Annotated in this window: 20 protein-coding genes; 18 read left to right on the top strand and 2 right to left on the bottom strand. The window is 69.8% G+C overall.

Annotated elements, in window-relative coordinates; translation table 11 throughout:
* Positions 1-103 precede the first annotated feature (103 nt).
* The 11 genes from ACWGKQ_RS50550 to ACWGKQ_RS50500 all read left to right on the top strand — a co-directional run bounded on the left by ACWGKQ_RS50550 (position 104) and on the right by ACWGKQ_RS50500 (position 8,118).
* Positions 104-433 (top strand): pilus assembly protein, encoded by a 330-nt coding sequence (locus ACWGKQ_RS50550; protein WP_453298893.1) that lies wholly within the window; start codon positions 104-106, stop codon positions 431-433.
* A gap of 1 nt (position 434) precedes the next feature.
* Positions 435-788, top strand: coding sequence for a TadE/TadG family type IV pilus assembly protein (locus ACWGKQ_RS50545; protein WP_453298892.1), 354 nt, complete (start codon positions 435-437; stop codon positions 786-788).
* An 18-nt stretch (positions 789-806) separates the two neighbouring features.
* The gene (locus ACWGKQ_RS50540) at positions 807-2,144 is read left to right on the top strand and encodes a CpaF family protein (RefSeq protein WP_453298891.1); all 1,338 of its coding nucleotides are present in this window, start codon (positions 807-809) and stop codon (positions 2,142-2,144) included.
* Between the two features lie 7 nt (positions 2,145-2,151).
* Positions 2,152-3,096 (top strand): type II secretion system F family protein, encoded by a 945-nt coding sequence (locus ACWGKQ_RS50535; protein ID WP_453298890.1) that lies wholly within the window; start codon positions 2,152-2,154, stop codon positions 3,094-3,096.
* 18 nt (positions 3,097-3,114) lie between these two features.
* A complete protein-coding gene (locus ACWGKQ_RS50530; RefSeq protein ID WP_453298889.1) occupies positions 3,115-4,002 on the top strand; it encodes a DUF5936 domain-containing protein in 888 nt (295 codons plus the stop codon).
* A gap of 102 nt (positions 4,003-4,104) precedes the next feature.
* Positions 4,105-5,262, top strand: coding sequence for a sensor histidine kinase (locus ACWGKQ_RS50525; protein ID WP_453298894.1), 1,158 nt, complete (start codon positions 4,105-4,107; stop codon positions 5,260-5,262).
* Complete coding sequence (locus ACWGKQ_RS50520) at positions 5,259-5,993, top strand: response regulator (protein WP_453298888.1); 735 nt, start codon at positions 5,259-5,261, stop codon at positions 5,991-5,993. Before ACWGKQ_RS50525 ends, ACWGKQ_RS50520 begins: the two co-directional genes overlap by 4 nt.
* A gap of 107 nt (positions 5,994-6,100) precedes the next feature.
* Positions 6,101-6,286 carry a Flp family type IVb pilin gene (locus tag ACWGKQ_RS50515; protein WP_453298887.1) on the top strand — a complete coding sequence of 62 codons (186 nt, stop codon included), beginning with the start codon at positions 6,101-6,103 and terminating at the stop codon, positions 6,284-6,286.
* Complete coding sequence (locus tag ACWGKQ_RS50510) at positions 6,283-6,867, top strand: pilus assembly protein TadG-related protein (RefSeq protein ID WP_453298886.1); 585 nt, start codon at positions 6,283-6,285, stop codon at positions 6,865-6,867. Before ACWGKQ_RS50515 ends, ACWGKQ_RS50510 begins: the two co-directional genes overlap by 4 nt.
* Positions 6,868-6,902: 35 nt before the next feature.
* The gene (locus ACWGKQ_RS50505; protein ID WP_453298885.1) at positions 6,903-7,481 is read left to right on the top strand and encodes a hypothetical protein; all 579 of its coding nucleotides are present in this window, start codon (positions 6,903-6,905) and stop codon (positions 7,479-7,481) included.
* 7 nt (positions 7,482-7,488) lie between these two features.
* Positions 7,489-8,118: an OmpA family protein gene (locus ACWGKQ_RS50500; protein WP_453298884.1), complete on the top strand. Its 630-nt coding sequence runs from the start codon at positions 7,489-7,491 to the stop codon at positions 8,116-8,118.
* On the opposite strand, the gene ACWGKQ_RS50495 is transcribed toward ACWGKQ_RS50500, so the two are convergent.
* On the bottom strand, positions 8,093-8,473 hold the full coding sequence (locus ACWGKQ_RS50495; protein WP_453298883.1) for a DUF192 domain-containing protein: 381 nt from the start codon (positions 8,471-8,473) through the stop codon (positions 8,093-8,095). The two genes, ACWGKQ_RS50500 and ACWGKQ_RS50495, sit on opposite strands and share 26 nt — an antisense overlap.
* Before the next feature lie 353 nt (positions 8,474-8,826).
* Between ACWGKQ_RS50495 and ACWGKQ_RS50490 the strand changes: the two genes are divergently transcribed.
* The 6 genes from ACWGKQ_RS50490 (at position 8,827) to ACWGKQ_RS50465 (ending at position 13,172) form a co-directional block, all read left to right on the top strand.
* Complete coding sequence (locus tag ACWGKQ_RS50490; RefSeq protein WP_453298882.1) at positions 8,827-9,138, top strand: hypothetical protein; 312 nt, start codon at positions 8,827-8,829, stop codon at positions 9,136-9,138.
* A 101-nt stretch (positions 9,139-9,239) separates the two neighbouring features.
* Positions 9,240-10,433 carry a hypothetical protein gene (locus ACWGKQ_RS50485; RefSeq protein WP_453298881.1) on the top strand — a complete coding sequence of 398 codons (1,194 nt, stop codon included), beginning with the start codon at positions 9,240-9,242 and terminating at the stop codon, positions 10,431-10,433.
* Positions 10,430-11,056: a hypothetical protein gene (locus ACWGKQ_RS50480; RefSeq protein WP_453298880.1), complete on the top strand. Its 627-nt coding sequence runs from the start codon at positions 10,430-10,432 to the stop codon at positions 11,054-11,056. The genes ACWGKQ_RS50485 and ACWGKQ_RS50480 overlap by 4 nt, the downstream gene beginning before the upstream one ends.
* A gap of 1 nt (position 11,057) precedes the next feature.
* Positions 11,058-11,714 (top strand): hypothetical protein, encoded by a 657-nt coding sequence (locus tag ACWGKQ_RS50475; RefSeq protein WP_453298879.1) that lies wholly within the window; start codon positions 11,058-11,060, stop codon positions 11,712-11,714.
* 57 nt (positions 11,715-11,771) lie between these two features.
* Positions 11,772-12,650 (top strand): LLM class flavin-dependent oxidoreductase, encoded by an 879-nt coding sequence (locus ACWGKQ_RS50470; RefSeq protein ID WP_453298878.1) that lies wholly within the window; start codon positions 11,772-11,774, stop codon positions 12,648-12,650.
* A gap of 42 nt (positions 12,651-12,692) precedes the next feature.
* Complete coding sequence (locus ACWGKQ_RS50465; RefSeq protein ID WP_453298877.1) at positions 12,693-13,172, top strand: GNAT family N-acetyltransferase; 480 nt, start codon at positions 12,693-12,695, stop codon at positions 13,170-13,172.
* 19 nt (positions 13,173-13,191) lie between these two features.
* Here the strand turns inward: ACWGKQ_RS50465 and ACWGKQ_RS50460 are convergent, their stop codons facing one another.
* Complete coding sequence (locus ACWGKQ_RS50460; protein ID WP_453298876.1) at positions 13,192-13,701, bottom strand: DinB family protein; 510 nt, start codon at positions 13,699-13,701, stop codon at positions 13,192-13,194.
* A gap of 52 nt (positions 13,702-13,753) precedes the next feature.
* On the opposite strand from ACWGKQ_RS50460, the gene ACWGKQ_RS50455 reads away from it, so the two are divergent.
* Positions 13,754-14,680: a methyltransferase domain-containing protein gene (locus ACWGKQ_RS50455; RefSeq protein ID WP_453298875.1), complete on the top strand. Its 927-nt coding sequence runs from the start codon at positions 13,754-13,756 to the stop codon at positions 14,678-14,680.
* Positions 14,681-15,375: the final 695 nt, after the last annotated feature.

Raw genomic sequence — 15,375 nt, 5'->3', positions numbered from 1 at the left:
CCTTCGGGGCGCTCAGCGCCCCTTTAGGGGCGCGGGGAACTGCGCGACAAGCCCCCACCGGCCCGCACCCGACCGCGGACAGGTCTCCATAGAACTCCTCGGCATGACCCCGGTCATCATCCTCACCCTGGTGCTCATGTGGCAGGCCGTCCTCGTGGGGTACGCCTTCACCCTCGCGGGGAACGCTGCCGACGAAGGCGTACGGGCGGGCACGGCCGTACCCCGGGGGGAACGGTTCGGCGTGTGTCAGCGCGCCGCGCTGGAAGACCTCTCCGGGGCCTGGCGGGAGGGAGCCACGGTGACCCAGTGCGGCGGCACCGGCACGGTGACCGCGGACGTCTCCCTGCGCGTCCCGGTCCTGTTCCCCGGCTCGATCGACTTCCCCGTCACCGTGCACGGCCACGCCGGCACCGTGGAGGAGGTGAAGCGCTGAGATGCGTCCCCTTCACCCCCGTCGGCGGCCCCGCGACCGCGGCCAGGTCGCCGTCGAGTACCTCGGCTTCCTCCCGATCCTGCTCCTCGTCGGGCTGGCCGGCATCCAGCTCGGCGCCGTCGCCTACGCCGCCGAGCAGGCCGGGACGGCGGCCCGGGCGGGGGCCCGCGCCGCCTCGCTGGAAGAGGACGTCGGCGCCGCCTGCTCGTCCGCGGTCAGCAGCGGGATCGACGTGAGCTGCGCGTCCTCCGGCGGCGGCGACTCGGTCACCGTGACCGCCACGGTCCACATCCCGAAGATCGTCTGGGACCTCGGCAACGCCACCAAGTCCGCCACGATGCCCGTCGACCACTGAACGAGGAGCACGGCAACCATGAGCCTGCGGGCACGCATCAACTCCCCGGAGGAGAACGGCAACCGGGGCGAGGACGGCCACCTGGTCGCCTCCTACCGGGCCAAGCTCCTGGAGGAGATCGACCTCGCGGAGATGAGCGCGCTGGCCGCCGCCGAGCGCCGGGCCCGTCTCGAACGCGTCCTCGGCCACATCATCAGCCGCGAGGGCCCGGTCCTGTCGACCGCCGAACGCTCCCAGCTGATCCGCCGGGTCGTCGACGAGGCCCTCGGCCTCGGCATCCTGGAACCGCTCCTCGAAGACGCGTCGATCACCGAGATCATGGTGAACGGCCCCGACGCGATCTTCGTCGAACGCGGCGGCCGCGTCGAGCAGTTGCCGCTCCGCTTCGTCTCCGCCGACCAGCTGATGCAGACCATCGAACGCATCGTCTCCACGGTCAACCGCCGCGTCGACGAGTCGAACCCGATGGTCGACGCCCGCCTCCCGTCCGGCGAACGCGTCAACGTCATCATCCCGCCGCTCTCCCTGACCGGCCCCACCCTCACCATCCGCCGCTTCCCGCGCTCCTTCACCCTCCAGGAGCTGATCGGCTTCGGCTCGCTCGACGAGCACATGGTGTTCCTGCTGGCGGGCCTGGTGCAGGCGAAGTTCAACATCATCGTCTCCGGCGCCACCGGCACCGGGAAGACCACCCTGCTCAACGCCCTGTCCGGGCTGATCCCGGCCCACGAACGCATCATCACCATCGAGGACTCCGCCGAACTCCAGCTCCAGCAGACCCACGTGGTCCGCCTGGAGTCCCGCCCGGCGAACGTCGAGGGCAAGGGCCAGGTCACCATCCGCGACCTGGTCCGCAACTCGCTGCGGATGCGCCCCGACCGGATCGTGGTCGGCGAGGTCCGCGGCGGCGAGTCCCTCGACATGCTCCAAGCCATGTCCACGGGCCACGACGGCTCCCTCGCCACCGTCCACGCCAACAGCGCCGAGGACGCCCTGACCAGGCTCCAGACCCTGGCCTCCATGTCGGACGTCGAGGTCCCCTTCGTCGCCCTGCACGACCAGATCAACAGCGCGGTCGAGGTCATCGTCCAGCTGACCCGGTTCGCCGACGGCGCCCGCCGGATCACCGAGATCGCGATGCTCGACAGCCACGGCAGCGAGCCGTACCGGCTGGCGACCGTGGCCCGCTTCGACGCCCAGCCGATGACCCACGACGGCCGGGTCTACGGCGCCTTCCAGTACTTCCCGCTCCCACGCCGCACCGCCGACCGCCTCTACATGGCGAGCCAGCCGATCCCGCAGGCCTTCGGCGTGGCCCAGCACTTCGACCAGCTCACCACCCGAGAAGCCCGGTAGGCGGCCCATGTCCCTCCACGACCTCGTCACCCTCACCACCGGTATCGCCCTGCTGACCTGCCTGCTGGCCGTGGTGGGCCTGCACACCTACGCCTCCGGCAGGGCCCAGCGCGCCGCCCTGGTGGACCGCCTCTCCTACACCGGCCAGGGCCCGCTCACCGGCCGCCGGCGCCGGTTCCGCAACCTGGACCGGCGGCTGCGCGGCACGTCGATCGGCCGCCGCCTGGAACTCCGCCTGGTGGCGACGGGCCTGGACATCACTCCGGGCGAGTTCTTCGTCTACATGCTCGCCACCGTCGTGGCCCTCTGGCTCGTCGGCCAGGCCTCCCTCGCCCCCTTCTTCGGCCCGATCGCCGGCCTGCTCGGCGTCTTCGCCGCCGTCCAGTTCCTCAACTGGCAGCGCCAGAAACGCATCGAGCGGTTCATCGCCCAACTCCCCGAACTGGCCCGCATCCTGGCCAACGCCACCCACGCCGGCCTCGCCCTGCGGACCGCGATCGGCATGGCGGCGGAGGAGCTGGAGGCCCCGGCCGGCGAGGAACTGAGCAGGGTCGCCGACCAGTTGGCGATCGGCCACTCCATGGACGACGCGCTCGGCGAGCTCGCCGACCGGCTCCCGTCCCGCGAACTGGTCGTCCTCGTCACCACGCTCGTCCTCTCCAACCGGGCGGGCGGCCAGGTGGTCTCCGCCCTGCGGAACCTGACCGAGACCCTGGAGGAGCGCAAGGAGACCCGCCGGGAGATCCGCACCCAGCTCTCCCAGGTGACGATGACGTCGTACGCCGTCCCGGTCCTCGGCGTCGGCGCCCTGTTCCTGATGAACGGGGTCAAGGACGGCACCCTGGCCCGCATGACCGGCACCGGGCTCGGCCAGGCGGCCGTGGTCATCGCGTTCGGGCTGTACGTCATCGGGTTCGTCCTCATCCGCCGCCTCAGCCGCATCGACGTATAGGTAGAGGTGGTATGTCACATGGCACTGCTCCTGTCCCTCCTCATGGCCCTCGCCGTCTACGGCGTCTTCGCGGGCGTCCGCATGTACCGCGCCGACGCCAAACTCCCCTCCGACCTGGCGATCGCCCTGGAGGTGGGCGCCACCCGCACCGGCGCCGCCAACTCCCTCATCGACCGCATGGGCATGCGGTACGCCCCGGCCGTGCTGCGTCTGATGGGCCCGCGCCAGGTGGCCAGGTACCGCCGCAAGATCGACCTGGCGGGCAACCCCGGCGGCCTCACGATCGACCGCTACGCCGCCCGCCGCGCCGTCTACGGCGCCCTGGGCGGCACCGGCTTCCTGGTCTTCCTGCTCCGCGGCCAGTGGCTGGTCGCCGTCCTGCTCCTCCTCTTCGGCGCGTTCTGGACGGAGGTCGGCATCTGGTCGGCGATCCGCGTCCGCAAGGACGTCATCGAACGCACCCTGCCGGACTTCCTCGACGTCCTCGCGGTGGTGGTCGGCGCCGGCCTCGGCTTCCGGCAGGCCCTGGACCGGGTCGCCACCCACTACGAGGGCCCGTGGGCCGACGAACTCCGCATCACGCTCCGCCAGATGGACCTGGGCATGAGCCGCCGCCAGGCCTTCACGGAACTCCGCCGCCGCAACGACTCCGAACAGGTCGCGATGTTCGTGACGGCGCTGCAACAGGGCGAGGAACTGGGTGCGCCGATCGTCGACACCCTGGTCGCACTCGCCAGGGACATGCGCCGCACCGACGCCCAGAACGCCCGCCGCAAGGCGGCCCGGGCGGTACCGAGGGCCACCCTCATGATCACCACGTTCATGGTCCCGGCGACGATGCTGCTGCTGGCCGCGGGCCTGCTGCTCGGCTCGGGGGTCGACTTCGGGTCGGTCACGGGGAAGTAGGCGGATGTGACGACCGTGGCGTTCAGGGAGACCGGCGAGACCGGCGAAGTCGGCAAGTCCGGCGAAGTCGGCGAGAAGGTGGAGGTCCGTGCCCTCCAGGCGATGTGCCGTCAGGTGTTCGGCTTCCGCCTGGCCATGATCGCCGTGGCGGCCCCCGCCGCCCTCCTCAACGCCGGCCCCGGCCTCGGCACCCGCCTGGTCGGCTCGGCCGTGGTCGTCACGTTCATGATCTCGTACGTCCTCTTCCGCGACTGGCAGCGCTTCGGTCCCCTCCTGCTCCGCCACCCCACCCTGCTGGCCGCCGACAGCCTCTTCGGCTCCTTCCTCCTGATCTCGGCGGGCCCCGACACCACCCTCGCGTACGTCAGTGTGTGCACTCCGCTCCTCGCCGGCATCCTCTACAGCTGGCGCGGAGCCGCCGTCTTCGCGTCCCTCCAGTCGCTGATCCTCCTCGTGGCCCAGGAAACACTGAAACACCACTCCGCACTGGCCGAGTCCCTTCTCCTCCCCGGCCTCTGCGTCATCACCGGCGCGATGGGCTCGGCCCTGCGCAACCTGATGCTCCGCTTCGGCGCCGCCACCGAGGCCCTGACCGAGACCCGGACCCGGCTGGTGGCAACGGAGGCGGCGAGCGCCGAACGCGCCTGGCTGGCCCGGGAGATGCACGACTCGGTGACCAAGACGCTGTACGGCGTGGCGCTGGTCGCCGACGGCCTCGCGGCGTCGGCGGCCGCGTCCCCGGACCGCCTGGACCCGGCCCTCATCCGGCAGCAGGCGGAACTGGTGGCCGGGGCGGCGCGCAGGGCGGCGGCGGAGGCTCGCGAACTCCTGACGGACCTGCGCGACGTGACGGCCGGCGACGTGACGGACGTCCTGTCCCAACTGGCTTCCCTGACAGCGGACTTCACCACCCGTACGACCCTCCCGACGACGTACGAAGCCCCCGCCGCGCCGGTCCGGCTTCCCCCCACCACGACCCGCCAGTTGCTCAGCATCACGGCGGAGGCCCTGGAGAACGCGCACCGCCACGCGCACGCGACGAAGGCCGGCGTGCGGGCCGTCGTCACCCCCACCCACCTGGTGGTGACGGTCCACGACGACGGCCGGGGCCTCCCCCCGGACACGACTCTCGAAGACCTGCGCCGCACCGGCCACTTCGGCCTGCTCGGCATGACGGAACGGGCGGCGTCGGTGGGCGCCCGCATCCAACTGACCACCGACAAGGGCACGGAGGTCCGAGTGGAGGTGCCACTGACATGACCGACGACATGACCGACGGGCCAAGGGGACTGCGCGTCCTGGTGGCCGACGACAACCCGGTGATCCGTGCGGGTCTGACGGCGGTCCTGTCCGCGTCGGAGGACCTCACGGTCGTCGCGGAGGCCGAGGACGGCCGCGCGGCCTACGAGGCGGCGCTGCACCACCGCCCCGACGTCATCCTCCTGGACGTCCGCATGCCCGGCGTGGACGGCATGGCGGCCCTGCCTCACCTGGTCCGCGTCGCCCCGGTCATGATGCTGACGTACAGCGACGAGACGGACCTCGTGCAGGAGGCGGTCCGGCTGGGCGCCGGAGGCTACCTGGTCCACGGCGAGTTCACGACCCAGCAGCTGACAGAGGCGGTACGGGACGTGGGCCGGGGCCGGCCGCACTTCACCCCGACGGCGACGAACGCGTTGCTGGCGCACGTCAGAGGCAACGCAAATGCACACGCGAAGTCGAAAATCCAGCCCCGCACAAGGAATTTCCGCCCCATAGCTCTTTCGCAACTGCAACCATCCGTGGGACAGTCATCTCAGTCCCGGTTTCAACTGAGCGGCAGGGAGGCGGAGATCATGGACCTCATCGCGTCCGGCATGACCAACCAGCAGATCGCCGCCGTCTGCTTCATCAGCGAGAAAACGGTCAAGAACCACATCAACCGCATCTTCGCCAAGCTCCACACCACCACCCGCGCCCAGGCGACGGCCAAGTGGCTGGGGGTGGCCTGAGATGAACAGGGTGAACTGGGTCCGGATTTGGGTCCTGGGACCCTCCGCCGATGGGTATGTTCCGTCGTACGTTGCGAGGATCGGAACCGAACCCGGAGGGGAGCACCATGAGCGACCTGATGCTGAGGATGCTTGTCGCAATGCAGCGCCGCGCCGACGACCGGGGGCAGACCGCGGTCGAGTATCTGGGGATCATCGCGGTGGTGGTGGCGATCGTGCTGGCGATCACGGGGACGAGCATCGGCTCGACAATTCTCGACGCGATCACAGCGCAAATTCAGAAAATCAAGTGACGCGCGTCCCGCGCTACGGCGACTCGGGGCAGGCCTTCCCCATCTACATCACGGTGGTGGGAGGCCTGCTCTTTTTGGCTCTCGCCTATTTCGCGGTCGGTCAGACGGCAGTGAACCGGAACGGTGCCCAGACGGCTGCCGACGCGGCGGCGCTCGCCGCGGCCATGAACACGCGTGACGAACTCACGGACCAGTGGGTGCAGGACGTACTCGACCCGACCAAGTGGCAGGACATCTTCGACGGCAAGGTGAACGTCGCGAACTCCTGCTGGCGCGCCGATCAACTGGCGGCCCAGAACGACGCGACGGCACAGTGCGTCCCCGAGCCGCCCCTGAGTTACAGGGTTGTCACCGAGACGAACAAGACCGTCGGTGACTCCGTCGTGCCCGGAACCGAGAACATGAAGTCCACGGCACAGGCCACCGCCGTCATCGAGCCGCTCTGCACGTTCACGCTGTCCGGTGCAGGCGGCGTACTGCCCAAACTCGTGTGCAGGGACCGGAACTGGACCCTGGATCCGGGCGATCTCGCGGATCTCCCAGGTCCGGAGGACCTCTTCGATGTCCATCTGGCCGACTGACAAGCGATTCGACGAGTGAAGAAGGAAGCGGAGCGATGAGCATTCGGTTCACTGCGAAGGCTCGCAGGGGGGCAGTCGCGTTGGCCGTTGTGGCCGGTCTCGCCGTAGGAGCCGTCGGCTGCGGTGGCGGTGGCGACGGTAAGAACCCGCAGGCGTCCGCCTCCGCGTCCAAGAGCAGTGGATCGAACCCGAGCGCTCAAGAGGGGCAGTCGGACACTCCCTTGGCCGAACTCAAGGGAGAGGACGGCCTGTTGCTTCAGATCACCTCTGCCGACCGGGACTCGGGCGGGTTCGTCACCGTGAACGGGGTCTTCAAGAACGACGGGTCGCAATCACTGGTGATCCCCTCCAGCCTGCGTGGCGACGAGACCGAGATCGTCCAGCACGGGACGTCGCTGGGTGGTGCCACGCTGGTGGACTCGAAGGGTAAGAAGCGCTACTACGTGCTACGGGACACGGACGGGCGACCACTGACGACAACCGGGCTGTCGACGATCCAGGCCGGCCAGACCATCCCAGTCTTCATGCAGTTTCCCGCCCCACCCGCCGACACCACCGAAGTCACGTTCCAACTCCCCACGTTCTCCAGCGGCACCATCAAGATCTCCGGGTGAGGACGAAGTGACCACACCACGCCTGCCCCTCACCCTGGGTGCCGCCACGGTCCTCCTCGCCGCGAATCTCTACGGCGCGGCGACCGCCCGTGCCGACGGCGGTGACCCGAGCGTGCCTCCGGGCACGGAGCCCTCCGCCACCGCCCCCGTGAAGATCGACCCCACCGACCCCGACCTGAAGCTCCCCGAGGGCGCCACCCTGGCCGCGGCCAAGGTCCTGGACATCAAGTCGGTCGTCGAGGACCAGAGCGGTGACGAGCGCCGTACGGACACCAACACGGACGTGACGTTCGCCCTCCAGGCCGAGGTGCTGTTCAGCAAGGACAGCGCGAAGCTGAGCGGGGCCGCGAAGGCGCGGATCGGGGCGATCGCGGACGAGATCAGGAAGCAGAACGCGACCCAGGTCCGCGTCTTCGGCTTCACCGACAACCTGGGCTCCTCGGCCCACGGAGACGTCCTCTCCCGCCAGCGCGCCAACGCCGTGCAGGGCGTCCTGGACCAGGACCTGAACGACCCGAACATCACCTTCGACGTCCGCGGCTACGGCGAGCAGTACCCGATCGCGGACAACTCGACGGAGGAGGGAAGGAAGAAGAACCGCCGGGTGGAGGTCACGTTCCCGCGGACCGGTTCCTGAAGATCTTCCGGAGCAGGACTCCACGCCCACCCCTTCCGTGCCCCTCCTCGACACTCACACCCACCCTCGCCCCCACCGCCACACCCCACCCCGCCATGGTCCCGGCCTCCGCCTCCAGCACATGCCGCGACCGCAACCGCGGCCGACCGAGCCGCCCCGGCGGCATCGTGCGCACGGCGATGACGTTCAGCCGGCGATCCAGATACGCGACATCGATCGCCATCCGCATCCGAAAGGTATGGATCCCGTTGGCGGGCGACAGCAGCAGCGCGCCGTCAAGCCCGTCACGCCCCAGCAGCCCCCTGGTACGCGCCCGATAGGAGGCAGCAATCTCCAACGGCACAGCGGTCGCCACCCCTCCGCCCCCATGCACGACCAACGTCCCACGCCCGTCTCGCCAGCGCCCCACGCCCCACCCCTTCCGCGGCCGAGCCACAGCTGCCCGCACCGACCGTATCCACAATGCGCGCGGCTCGGTATGTCGCGATCGACGGCACGGCGGAGGCGAGGTGCTCCGGAGGCCGGACACGTGTCACCCGAGCCCGTGGATATCGTTGAGCGGATCAAGAGACCTCTAGCCCCCACCTGGAGTCACCCCGGTGAACCGCCCTGCCCGGCATCCCTCGGTCGTACATTCCACCGCTGCGGTCCCGCTACCGGCCGCCCGCAGCTCCTCCGACACGGAGACCCACGGGACGAGGGCCGCGCATGGCTGACCGTCTGAAGGTCGACGGCACCGAACTGGACAGGTTCTTCAAGGACCTGAAGAAGGCGCAGGAGTCGTTCACCGCCTTGCAGAAGGTCTTGCACGATCCGGGGGTCAACGGCCTCGGTACCGCCGACCTGGACAGGGCGTGCGACCGGTTCCAGGAGGACTGGCACTACGGGGCGAAGGAGATCGCCGAGCAGATCGGCGAGCTCACGGACATCACGAAGAAGGCGAAAGACGACTTCCACGAGGTGGACGTGGCTCTGGAGAAGGCGTTGGAGAAGGCACGGAGCAAGGGCGGGGGCAAGTGACGGCAGCCGGCCCCTACCCCCATCTCGGCTTCGACCCGGCACCCGGCAGCACCGACCTGGTACGGGAGATCCACCGCAAGCTGTCCGACTGCGCCAAGGAGATGGAGAAGGCGCACTCCAAGGTCACGAAGCTGATGAACGGCAGCTACTGGGAGGGAGACGCGGCCGTCGCCTTCCGGGAACAGCTGGACGGCGGCCCGCTGCCGCTCAACCTGAAGAACGGCGCCCACTCCGTCGACAAGGCGGCGAGGCACCTGGATCTCTGGGTCACGGAGCTGGAGGATTTCCAGCGGCGCGCGAAGAGACTCGACGGCGAGGCGAAGGACGCCCGCGAGGCGTTGCAGCGGGCTCAGGGGCATGCGGATGAGGCCAAGGCACACGATGGTGCCGACTCGGCGTCGGCCCTGCACAAGGCGAACAACAAGGTCACGGCGGCGCAGGGGGATCTGGACGACGTGCTGAAGCGCGCTCGCTCCCTCGCCGCAGAGCACGAGGAGACCGCGCGCGAGCGGGCCCGGCACATCAGCGACGCCACACACAAGCTGGCGCCGCACGAACCGAACGCGTGGGACAAGTTCACCGACTGGCTGGGCGACAACCTCCCCGACATCCTCAGCGCGTGCGCGGCCGTGCTGGGAGTGATCGCACTGCTGGGCCTGACGGCCGTCGCGCCCTGGATGCTGTTCCTGGCGGCGGGCCTGCTCAGCGGAATGGCCTTCGGCCTGCGGGTCAGCGACCCCGAAGTCCTGGCATCACTGGAGGACGGCTTCACCAAGGGCGAACTGGACGTCGATTTCTGGGGCAACCTGCTGGGCGTCGCGGGGGACTTTCTGGGGATGCTGCCGGGGTTGGGGGTGGTGGCCAAGGGAGTCATGAAAGCCCCCGAGTTGCTGGCCGCCACGGCAGGACCGGTCGGCGAGGCCGAGGAGGTACTGACCCTCGGGCAGAAGATCGCCAAGGCCGGAGTCAGAGCGGGGACCTCGATCAAGACGGTGGGTGTTTCGATCCGGACCGAGGCTGCGGCAGCCGAGGGGGCTGTGAGCCTTCTGTCTCATCCCCGTGTCCTCGGAGGACGGCTGGCACCGATCGTCGAAAAGGTCGACAAACCGGCGACGATCCTGGGTGCCGGCACGGCCGTCTACGGTGTCGCCAGCAGCTTGGCCAACGCCTTGGACAACGACACGGCCAAGACGGTTGCCAACTTTCTCGACGGACCGAGAACCCTTGGCGTCGACGTTCCGGCGACAGCGGGTGCACTCCACTTCCTGCTTCGTGGCGCGGGAGAAGCGTCATGAGCGGTGCCCCCTACGTGATCGACGACTCGGCCCGCAGTGAGGACGCCGATGTCTGGTTTGCGTTGCCCCCGGGATTCGTGCCACTTCCGCTCGACGAGTTGGCGGCGGCAGAGCGTGATGCGGCACAGACGGAAGGTCCGTTGGCCGGTCTCGGTCCGGTACTCCGACTGGCCCAACTACTTCTGGAGGCTGGTGCGGTGCACTGTTGCCTCGGTCTTCACGCGGACGACGAGGGGGACGGCGGACCATTGCTGTCCCTATTCACGCTTGCCTGGCGCGGTACGGACTGGGCTCCGCGCAGTGTCCTCGCGGGTCGGGCGGCCGCTGGTGCGGAAGGGGCCGAGCACATTGAAACGCTGGACCTGCCGTGCGGTCCGGCCTCGCTCGTTCAGACGCGTCTGAGTGAGCCACCGGAGCTGGGACTCGGCGCCCCGAGCGGACTGCTCCAGATCACGGCATACGTTCCGTGCCTGGACGGCCGACGTGTCTCGATCCTCTCACTGGCGACAACAGCGGTCGAGCACGCCCAGCACTACCGCGATCTGCTCAGGGACATCGCCGGTACGGTCAGTTTCGAAGACCCTCTTCCGGATGTGTCCGCCGACGTACCCCACAAGGACTGACATGCCCCCCACCCACCACCCCACGGCCTGGGACGACCCAGCGACCCGCCGCTCCTGGGCAAAACTGGTCACCTGTGCGCTCCTGGGCCAGATTCTGTGGCCCGCCGCCTGGCTGGGGCTGCTCGCCTGGTACGTGATCATGTCGATGACCTGGACGCTGTGGCTTTTCTTCGTCCCCCTGCTCTACTCGTTCTACCGGGCGTTTCTCCAGCTGTCCTACATCTCCTGGGCCTTCCACACGCGGCGTCTGCTGCGCACCTACCCATGGCAGGTGTTCGAGGAGCCGGAAAGCGGGATCGGAAAGGTTCCAGGAGCCACCGCCGGGGACGTCTGGCTGAGCTTCCCCAACCCGGAGCGCCCGGACGAGAAGCTGCCGATGATCCTGAAGGTGCACGTTCGGTCCACGTGGTGGAGGCGGCGTCTCGGGCGTGGGTACACCACCGAGAAGACCCAGCAGATCAGGGAGGTGTGGTTCGCCGGTGACCCACGCTTCGCCGCCGTCATCGCGGTCCCCGGTCCCCGCCGTTTCCACGTGGTCCAGCAGCGGCCGATAAACAAACGCGGCGTCGCCGACCTCCGTGGCGCGAGTCCGGCGGCCCTCGAACGCGCCCGCCGAGCCGGAGTACGGCTACCGGACCCGAACTCGGCGACGGGGTGAACGACTCGGTGGCCGATGGAGTTGTCGCGGCCCCGGTCCCCGGGTAAGACCTCCCCCATGACATCACTCGGCGCTGTCTTCCGTCCCCAGCTTCCCCCCGAGCGGCTGCGGGGCGTCGTTCGGGTTGCTGAGGGGGTGGGGCTTGAGGAGTTGTGGTTGTGGGAGGACTGTTTTCGGGAGGGTGGGGTGTCTGCCGCCGCGGCGGCTCTCGCGTGGTCGGAGCGGGTGCGGGTCGGGGTCGGGCTGTTGCCGGTGCCGTTGCGGAACGTCGCCGTCACCGCCATGGAGGTCGCCGCGCTGCACCGGATGTTCCCGGGGCGCCCCCTCGTCGGCGTCGGGCACGGCGTGCAGGACTGGATGGGCCAGGTCGGCGCCCGCGCCGAGTCCCCGCTGACCCTGCTGCGCGAGCATCTCGACGCCCTGCGCGCACTGCTGCGCGGGGAGCGGCTCACCGTCGACGGGCGGTACGTCCGGCTTGACGACGTCGCGTTGGACTGGCCCCCCGCCGCCCCGGTCGAGGTCCTGGTCGGCGCCGAGGGCCCCCGTACGCTGCGCCTCTCCGGTGCCGCCGCCGACGGGACCGTACTCACCGCCGCCACCTCGCCCGACCGCGTCCGCCGGGCCGTGCGGCTCATCGAGGAGGGGCGGCTGGCCGCGGGGCGCGACGCCGGCGAGCCGCACAGGGTCGTCGTCTATCTGCTCACCGCCACCGGCCCCGACGCCCACGCCCGGCTCCGTGCCGAACTCGCCGCGGAGCGACTGGAGTCCGTCCCCGACCTCGGTGTCGCCGGTGACGCGGGCGCCGTCGCCAAGGCCGTGCACCGGCTCGTGGAGGCCGGTGCCGACACCGTCGTCCTCCAGCCGACGGCGGACGAGACCGACCCCGAGGGCTTCGTGCGGTTCACCGCGGAGGAGGTCCGGCCGCTGGTGCCGTAGCGCCGCCCGGCGTTGTCAGTGGTGGGTGCCACACTCGCCGGTATGACGACCAACGACGTTCGGCTGCGCCCCGTACGGGACGACGATCTGGAGATCTTCCTCGCCTACGAGCACGACGCGGAAGCCGTCCGGCGGTCGAGGTTCACGCCCCGGCCGCGGGAGGCCTTCCTCCGGCACTGGAGAGAGCGTGTGCTCGGGGATCCGAGCGGCCTGGTGCGGACCGTCGTCGCGGACGGGGAGGTCGCGGGGAACATCGTCGCCTGGTGGGACGGCGAGCGCCGGTTCACCGGGTACTGGCTCGGGCGGCCCCACTGGGGGAGAGGCGTCGGCAGCCGTGCCCTCGCCCTCTTCCTCCAGGAGGAGACCGTAAGGCCCCTGTTCGCCGACACCTTCGCCGAGAACACCGCCTCCGTACGCCTCCTGGAGAAGAGCGGCTTCGTGCCGTACGACGACCCGCAGCACCCCGTGGACGAGGGGTTCGTGCTGCTCGTGCTGCGCGACGACGTCACGGGGCCCTCCTGATTCCCTCGCCGCGGGCCGCCTACGGTCTCGTGACGCGCGGATGGTCCCCGGTCGCCCCGTCGATCAGCTCCCGCACGATGTCCATGTGCCCGGCGTGCCGCGCCGTCTCCTCGATCATGTGGACGAGGACCCAGCGCAGGGAGACGGAGTGGTCCCGCCAGTCCGGCCGGCCCAGCGCGTCCAGCGGGCGTCCGGTGATCACCGCGTCGGCCGCGGCGCGCGCACGGCCGTAGAAGTCGATGATCTGCCGGGTCGTCTCACCGGGGCCGACGACCAGGTCGTCGTCGGTGTCGGGGTCGAACCACAGCGGCTCGACCTCGCCGCCGAAGCTCGCCACGAACCACCCGTACTCCACCGACGCCAGATGCTTCACCAGCCCCAGCAGGTTCGTCCCCGACGGGGTCAGCGGGCGGCGCAGCTGTTCGTCGTCGAGGCCCTGGAGTTTCCACAGCACCACGTCCCGGTGCCGGTCCAGGCTCGTGTGCAGGATTTCCTTCTCACCGGCGGTGTACGTCTCATCGTTCGTCATGGCGGCCGAAATTATCAGCGGGCACCGGCAACGCGCTGCGATTATGCGGGCCATGGCCGAGCAGCAGACGCACCACCGTATCGCCGGGACCGCCGGGACCGCCGGGACCGCCGGGACCTTCGAGGACCTCGTCGCCGAGGGCGCCGCCGTGCCGACCGAGGGGTGGGACTTCTCCTGGTTCGAGGGGCGGGCCACCGAGGCGCGCCCCTCGTGGGGGTACGCCCGTGCGGCGGGTGGACGGCTGGCCCGCGCCACGGCGGTGCTCGACATCCAGACCGGCGGCGGCGAGGTGTTCGACTTTGTCCTAGGCACAGCGGCCGAGGACCGGCCCCCGGCCCCCGGCACAGCGGCCGAGGACCGGCCCCCGGCCCCCGGCACGACCGCCTCGGGCCGGGCCCGGGATGTCGGCGCGGGGCCCCGGCTGCTCGCCGCCACCGAGGGCTGGCCGCCGAACGTCGGCAAGGCGAGTGCGCTGCTCGGCGCGCGCGGTGTCGTGGTCGTCGCCTTGGCGGAGGACGCCCCGCTGCCGTTCGCCGACGCGACCTTCGACCTGGTCCTCAGCCGGCATCCGGTGCGGGCCCACTGGGCCGAGATCGCGCGCGTGCTGTGCCCGGGCGGCACGTACTTCGCGCAGCACGTCGGGCCCGCCAGCGTCTTCGAGCTCGTCGAGTTCTTCCTCGGCCCGCAGCCGGAAGCCGTCCGGGGCGGCCGCCACCCCGACGGCGAGCGGGCCGCGGCGGAGGCGGCCGGGCTGGAGGTCGTCGGTCTGCGGGCGGAGCGGCTGCGGATGGAGTTCCACGACATCGCCGCCGTCGTGCACTTCCTGCGCAAGGTCGTGTGGCTGGTCCCCGGCTTCACGGTCGAGGCGTACGAGCCCCAACTCCGGGCCCTGCACCGGCGGATCGAGACGGACGGCCCCTTCGTCGCGCACAGCTCCCGGCACCTCTTCGACGTCCGGAAGCCGACGCGCCGGTCCTGATGCACCGGCCTTGCAATGCCAGGCGGCGAAGAATGGCCAAGAACCGCCGTCCGGGCTTCCGGACGCCCGCCCGGCCGTGAGGGGAGCGAAACGATCAGTGCGGGGCATGTCGTGACGTGCGCCGTCAATACGGTCAAGTCATGCTCTAGTCCATGGATCTATGCATAAGCGAACGCGAACTTCCCCCATTCGCCTCTCATTTTCACAGCGTTCCCACATCGTTACCTCTTTGGTTTCGTTTCACCCGGTTGGCTCACGTAAGTTCAGACCAAGGCAATTCGCGTGAGCAAAGCTGCGCGGGCGGTACCGCGCAGTGGAGGGGGCTGCGCGGTGCCGTAACGCCCCACTCGCTCCCGTCAAGTCATCGTTCGCACCCGGGGTAGCCCGTCGGGGGGACGGACGAACAACTCGCCGAGGCATCCCCAAGACGGCTCAAACCCTCTTGATCTCCCCGTAGGCGGCGACTTTTCCTGGGATTCCGCTGTGAATCGGCCATCCGAGACCCCCGATTCCAGCGTTTCAGGCCCACCGGGGCGTCGTCGGGCGACTCCGGAGAGTAGTTGATGCGCGCCGATGCACGCAGCATCACTTACGAAGGGTTATGGTGGAAACCCCCCCTCGGGCCGGTCCGCTCCCCCCCACCGGACGGCCCCGTTTTTTTTTCGCGCATAAAACCCACATTTGGAAGCGGGGAG

Source organism: Streptomyces sp. NPDC054770 (genome assembly GCF_053611985.1).
Note: the sequence above shows the minus strand (reverse complement) of the source record. Positions and strands in the feature narration are given on the sequence as shown.

Bases quoted from the DNA above. Each gene is read 5' to 3' on its own strand.
- ACWGKQ_RS50550 (WP_453298893.1), top strand. From the start codon at position 104: ATGACCCCGGTCATCATCCTCACCCTGGTGCTCATGTGGCAGGCCGTC.
- ACWGKQ_RS50545 (WP_453298892.1), top strand. From the start codon at position 435: ATGCGTCCCCTTCACCCCCGTCGGCGGCCCCGCGACCGCGGCCAGGTC.
- ACWGKQ_RS50540 (WP_453298891.1), top strand. From the start codon at position 807: ATGAGCCTGCGGGCACGCATCAACTCCCCGGAGGAGAACGGCAACCGG.
- ACWGKQ_RS50535 (WP_453298890.1), top strand. From the start codon at position 2,152: ATGTCCCTCCACGACCTCGTCACCCTCACCACCGGTATCGCCCTGCTG.
- ACWGKQ_RS50530 (WP_453298889.1), top strand. From the start codon at position 3,115: ATGGCACTGCTCCTGTCCCTCCTCATGGCCCTCGCCGTCTACGGCGTC.
- ACWGKQ_RS50525 (WP_453298894.1), top strand. From the start codon at position 4,105: ATGTGCCGTCAGGTGTTCGGCTTCCGCCTGGCCATGATCGCCGTGGCG.
- ACWGKQ_RS50520 (WP_453298888.1), top strand. From the start codon at position 5,259: ATGACCGACGACATGACCGACGGGCCAAGGGGACTGCGCGTCCTGGTG.
- ACWGKQ_RS50515 (WP_453298887.1), top strand. From the start codon at position 6,101: ATGAGCGACCTGATGCTGAGGATGCTTGTCGCAATGCAGCGCCGCGCC.
- ACWGKQ_RS50505 (WP_453298885.1), top strand. From the start codon at position 6,903: ATGAGCATTCGGTTCACTGCGAAGGCTCGCAGGGGGGCAGTCGCGTTG.
- ACWGKQ_RS50490 (WP_453298882.1), top strand. From the start codon at position 8,827: ATGGCTGACCGTCTGAAGGTCGACGGCACCGAACTGGACAGGTTCTTC.
- ACWGKQ_RS50485 (WP_453298881.1), top strand. From the start codon at position 9,240: ATGGAGAAGGCGCACTCCAAGGTCACGAAGCTGATGAACGGCAGCTAC.
- ACWGKQ_RS50480 (WP_453298880.1), top strand. From the start codon at position 10,430: ATGAGCGGTGCCCCCTACGTGATCGACGACTCGGCCCGCAGTGAGGAC.
- ACWGKQ_RS50475 (WP_453298879.1), top strand. From the start codon at position 11,058: ATGCCCCCCACCCACCACCCCACGGCCTGGGACGACCCAGCGACCCGC.
- ACWGKQ_RS50470 (WP_453298878.1), top strand. From the start codon at position 11,772: ATGACATCACTCGGCGCTGTCTTCCGTCCCCAGCTTCCCCCCGAGCGG.
- ACWGKQ_RS50465 (WP_453298877.1), top strand. From the start codon at position 12,693: ATGACGACCAACGACGTTCGGCTGCGCCCCGTACGGGACGACGATCTG.
- ACWGKQ_RS50460 (WP_453298876.1), bottom strand. From the start codon at position 13,701: ATGACGAACGATGAGACGTACACCGCCGGTGAGAAGGAAATCCTGCAC.
- ACWGKQ_RS50455 (WP_453298875.1), top strand. From the start codon at position 13,754: ATGGCCGAGCAGCAGACGCACCACCGTATCGCCGGGACCGCCGGGACC.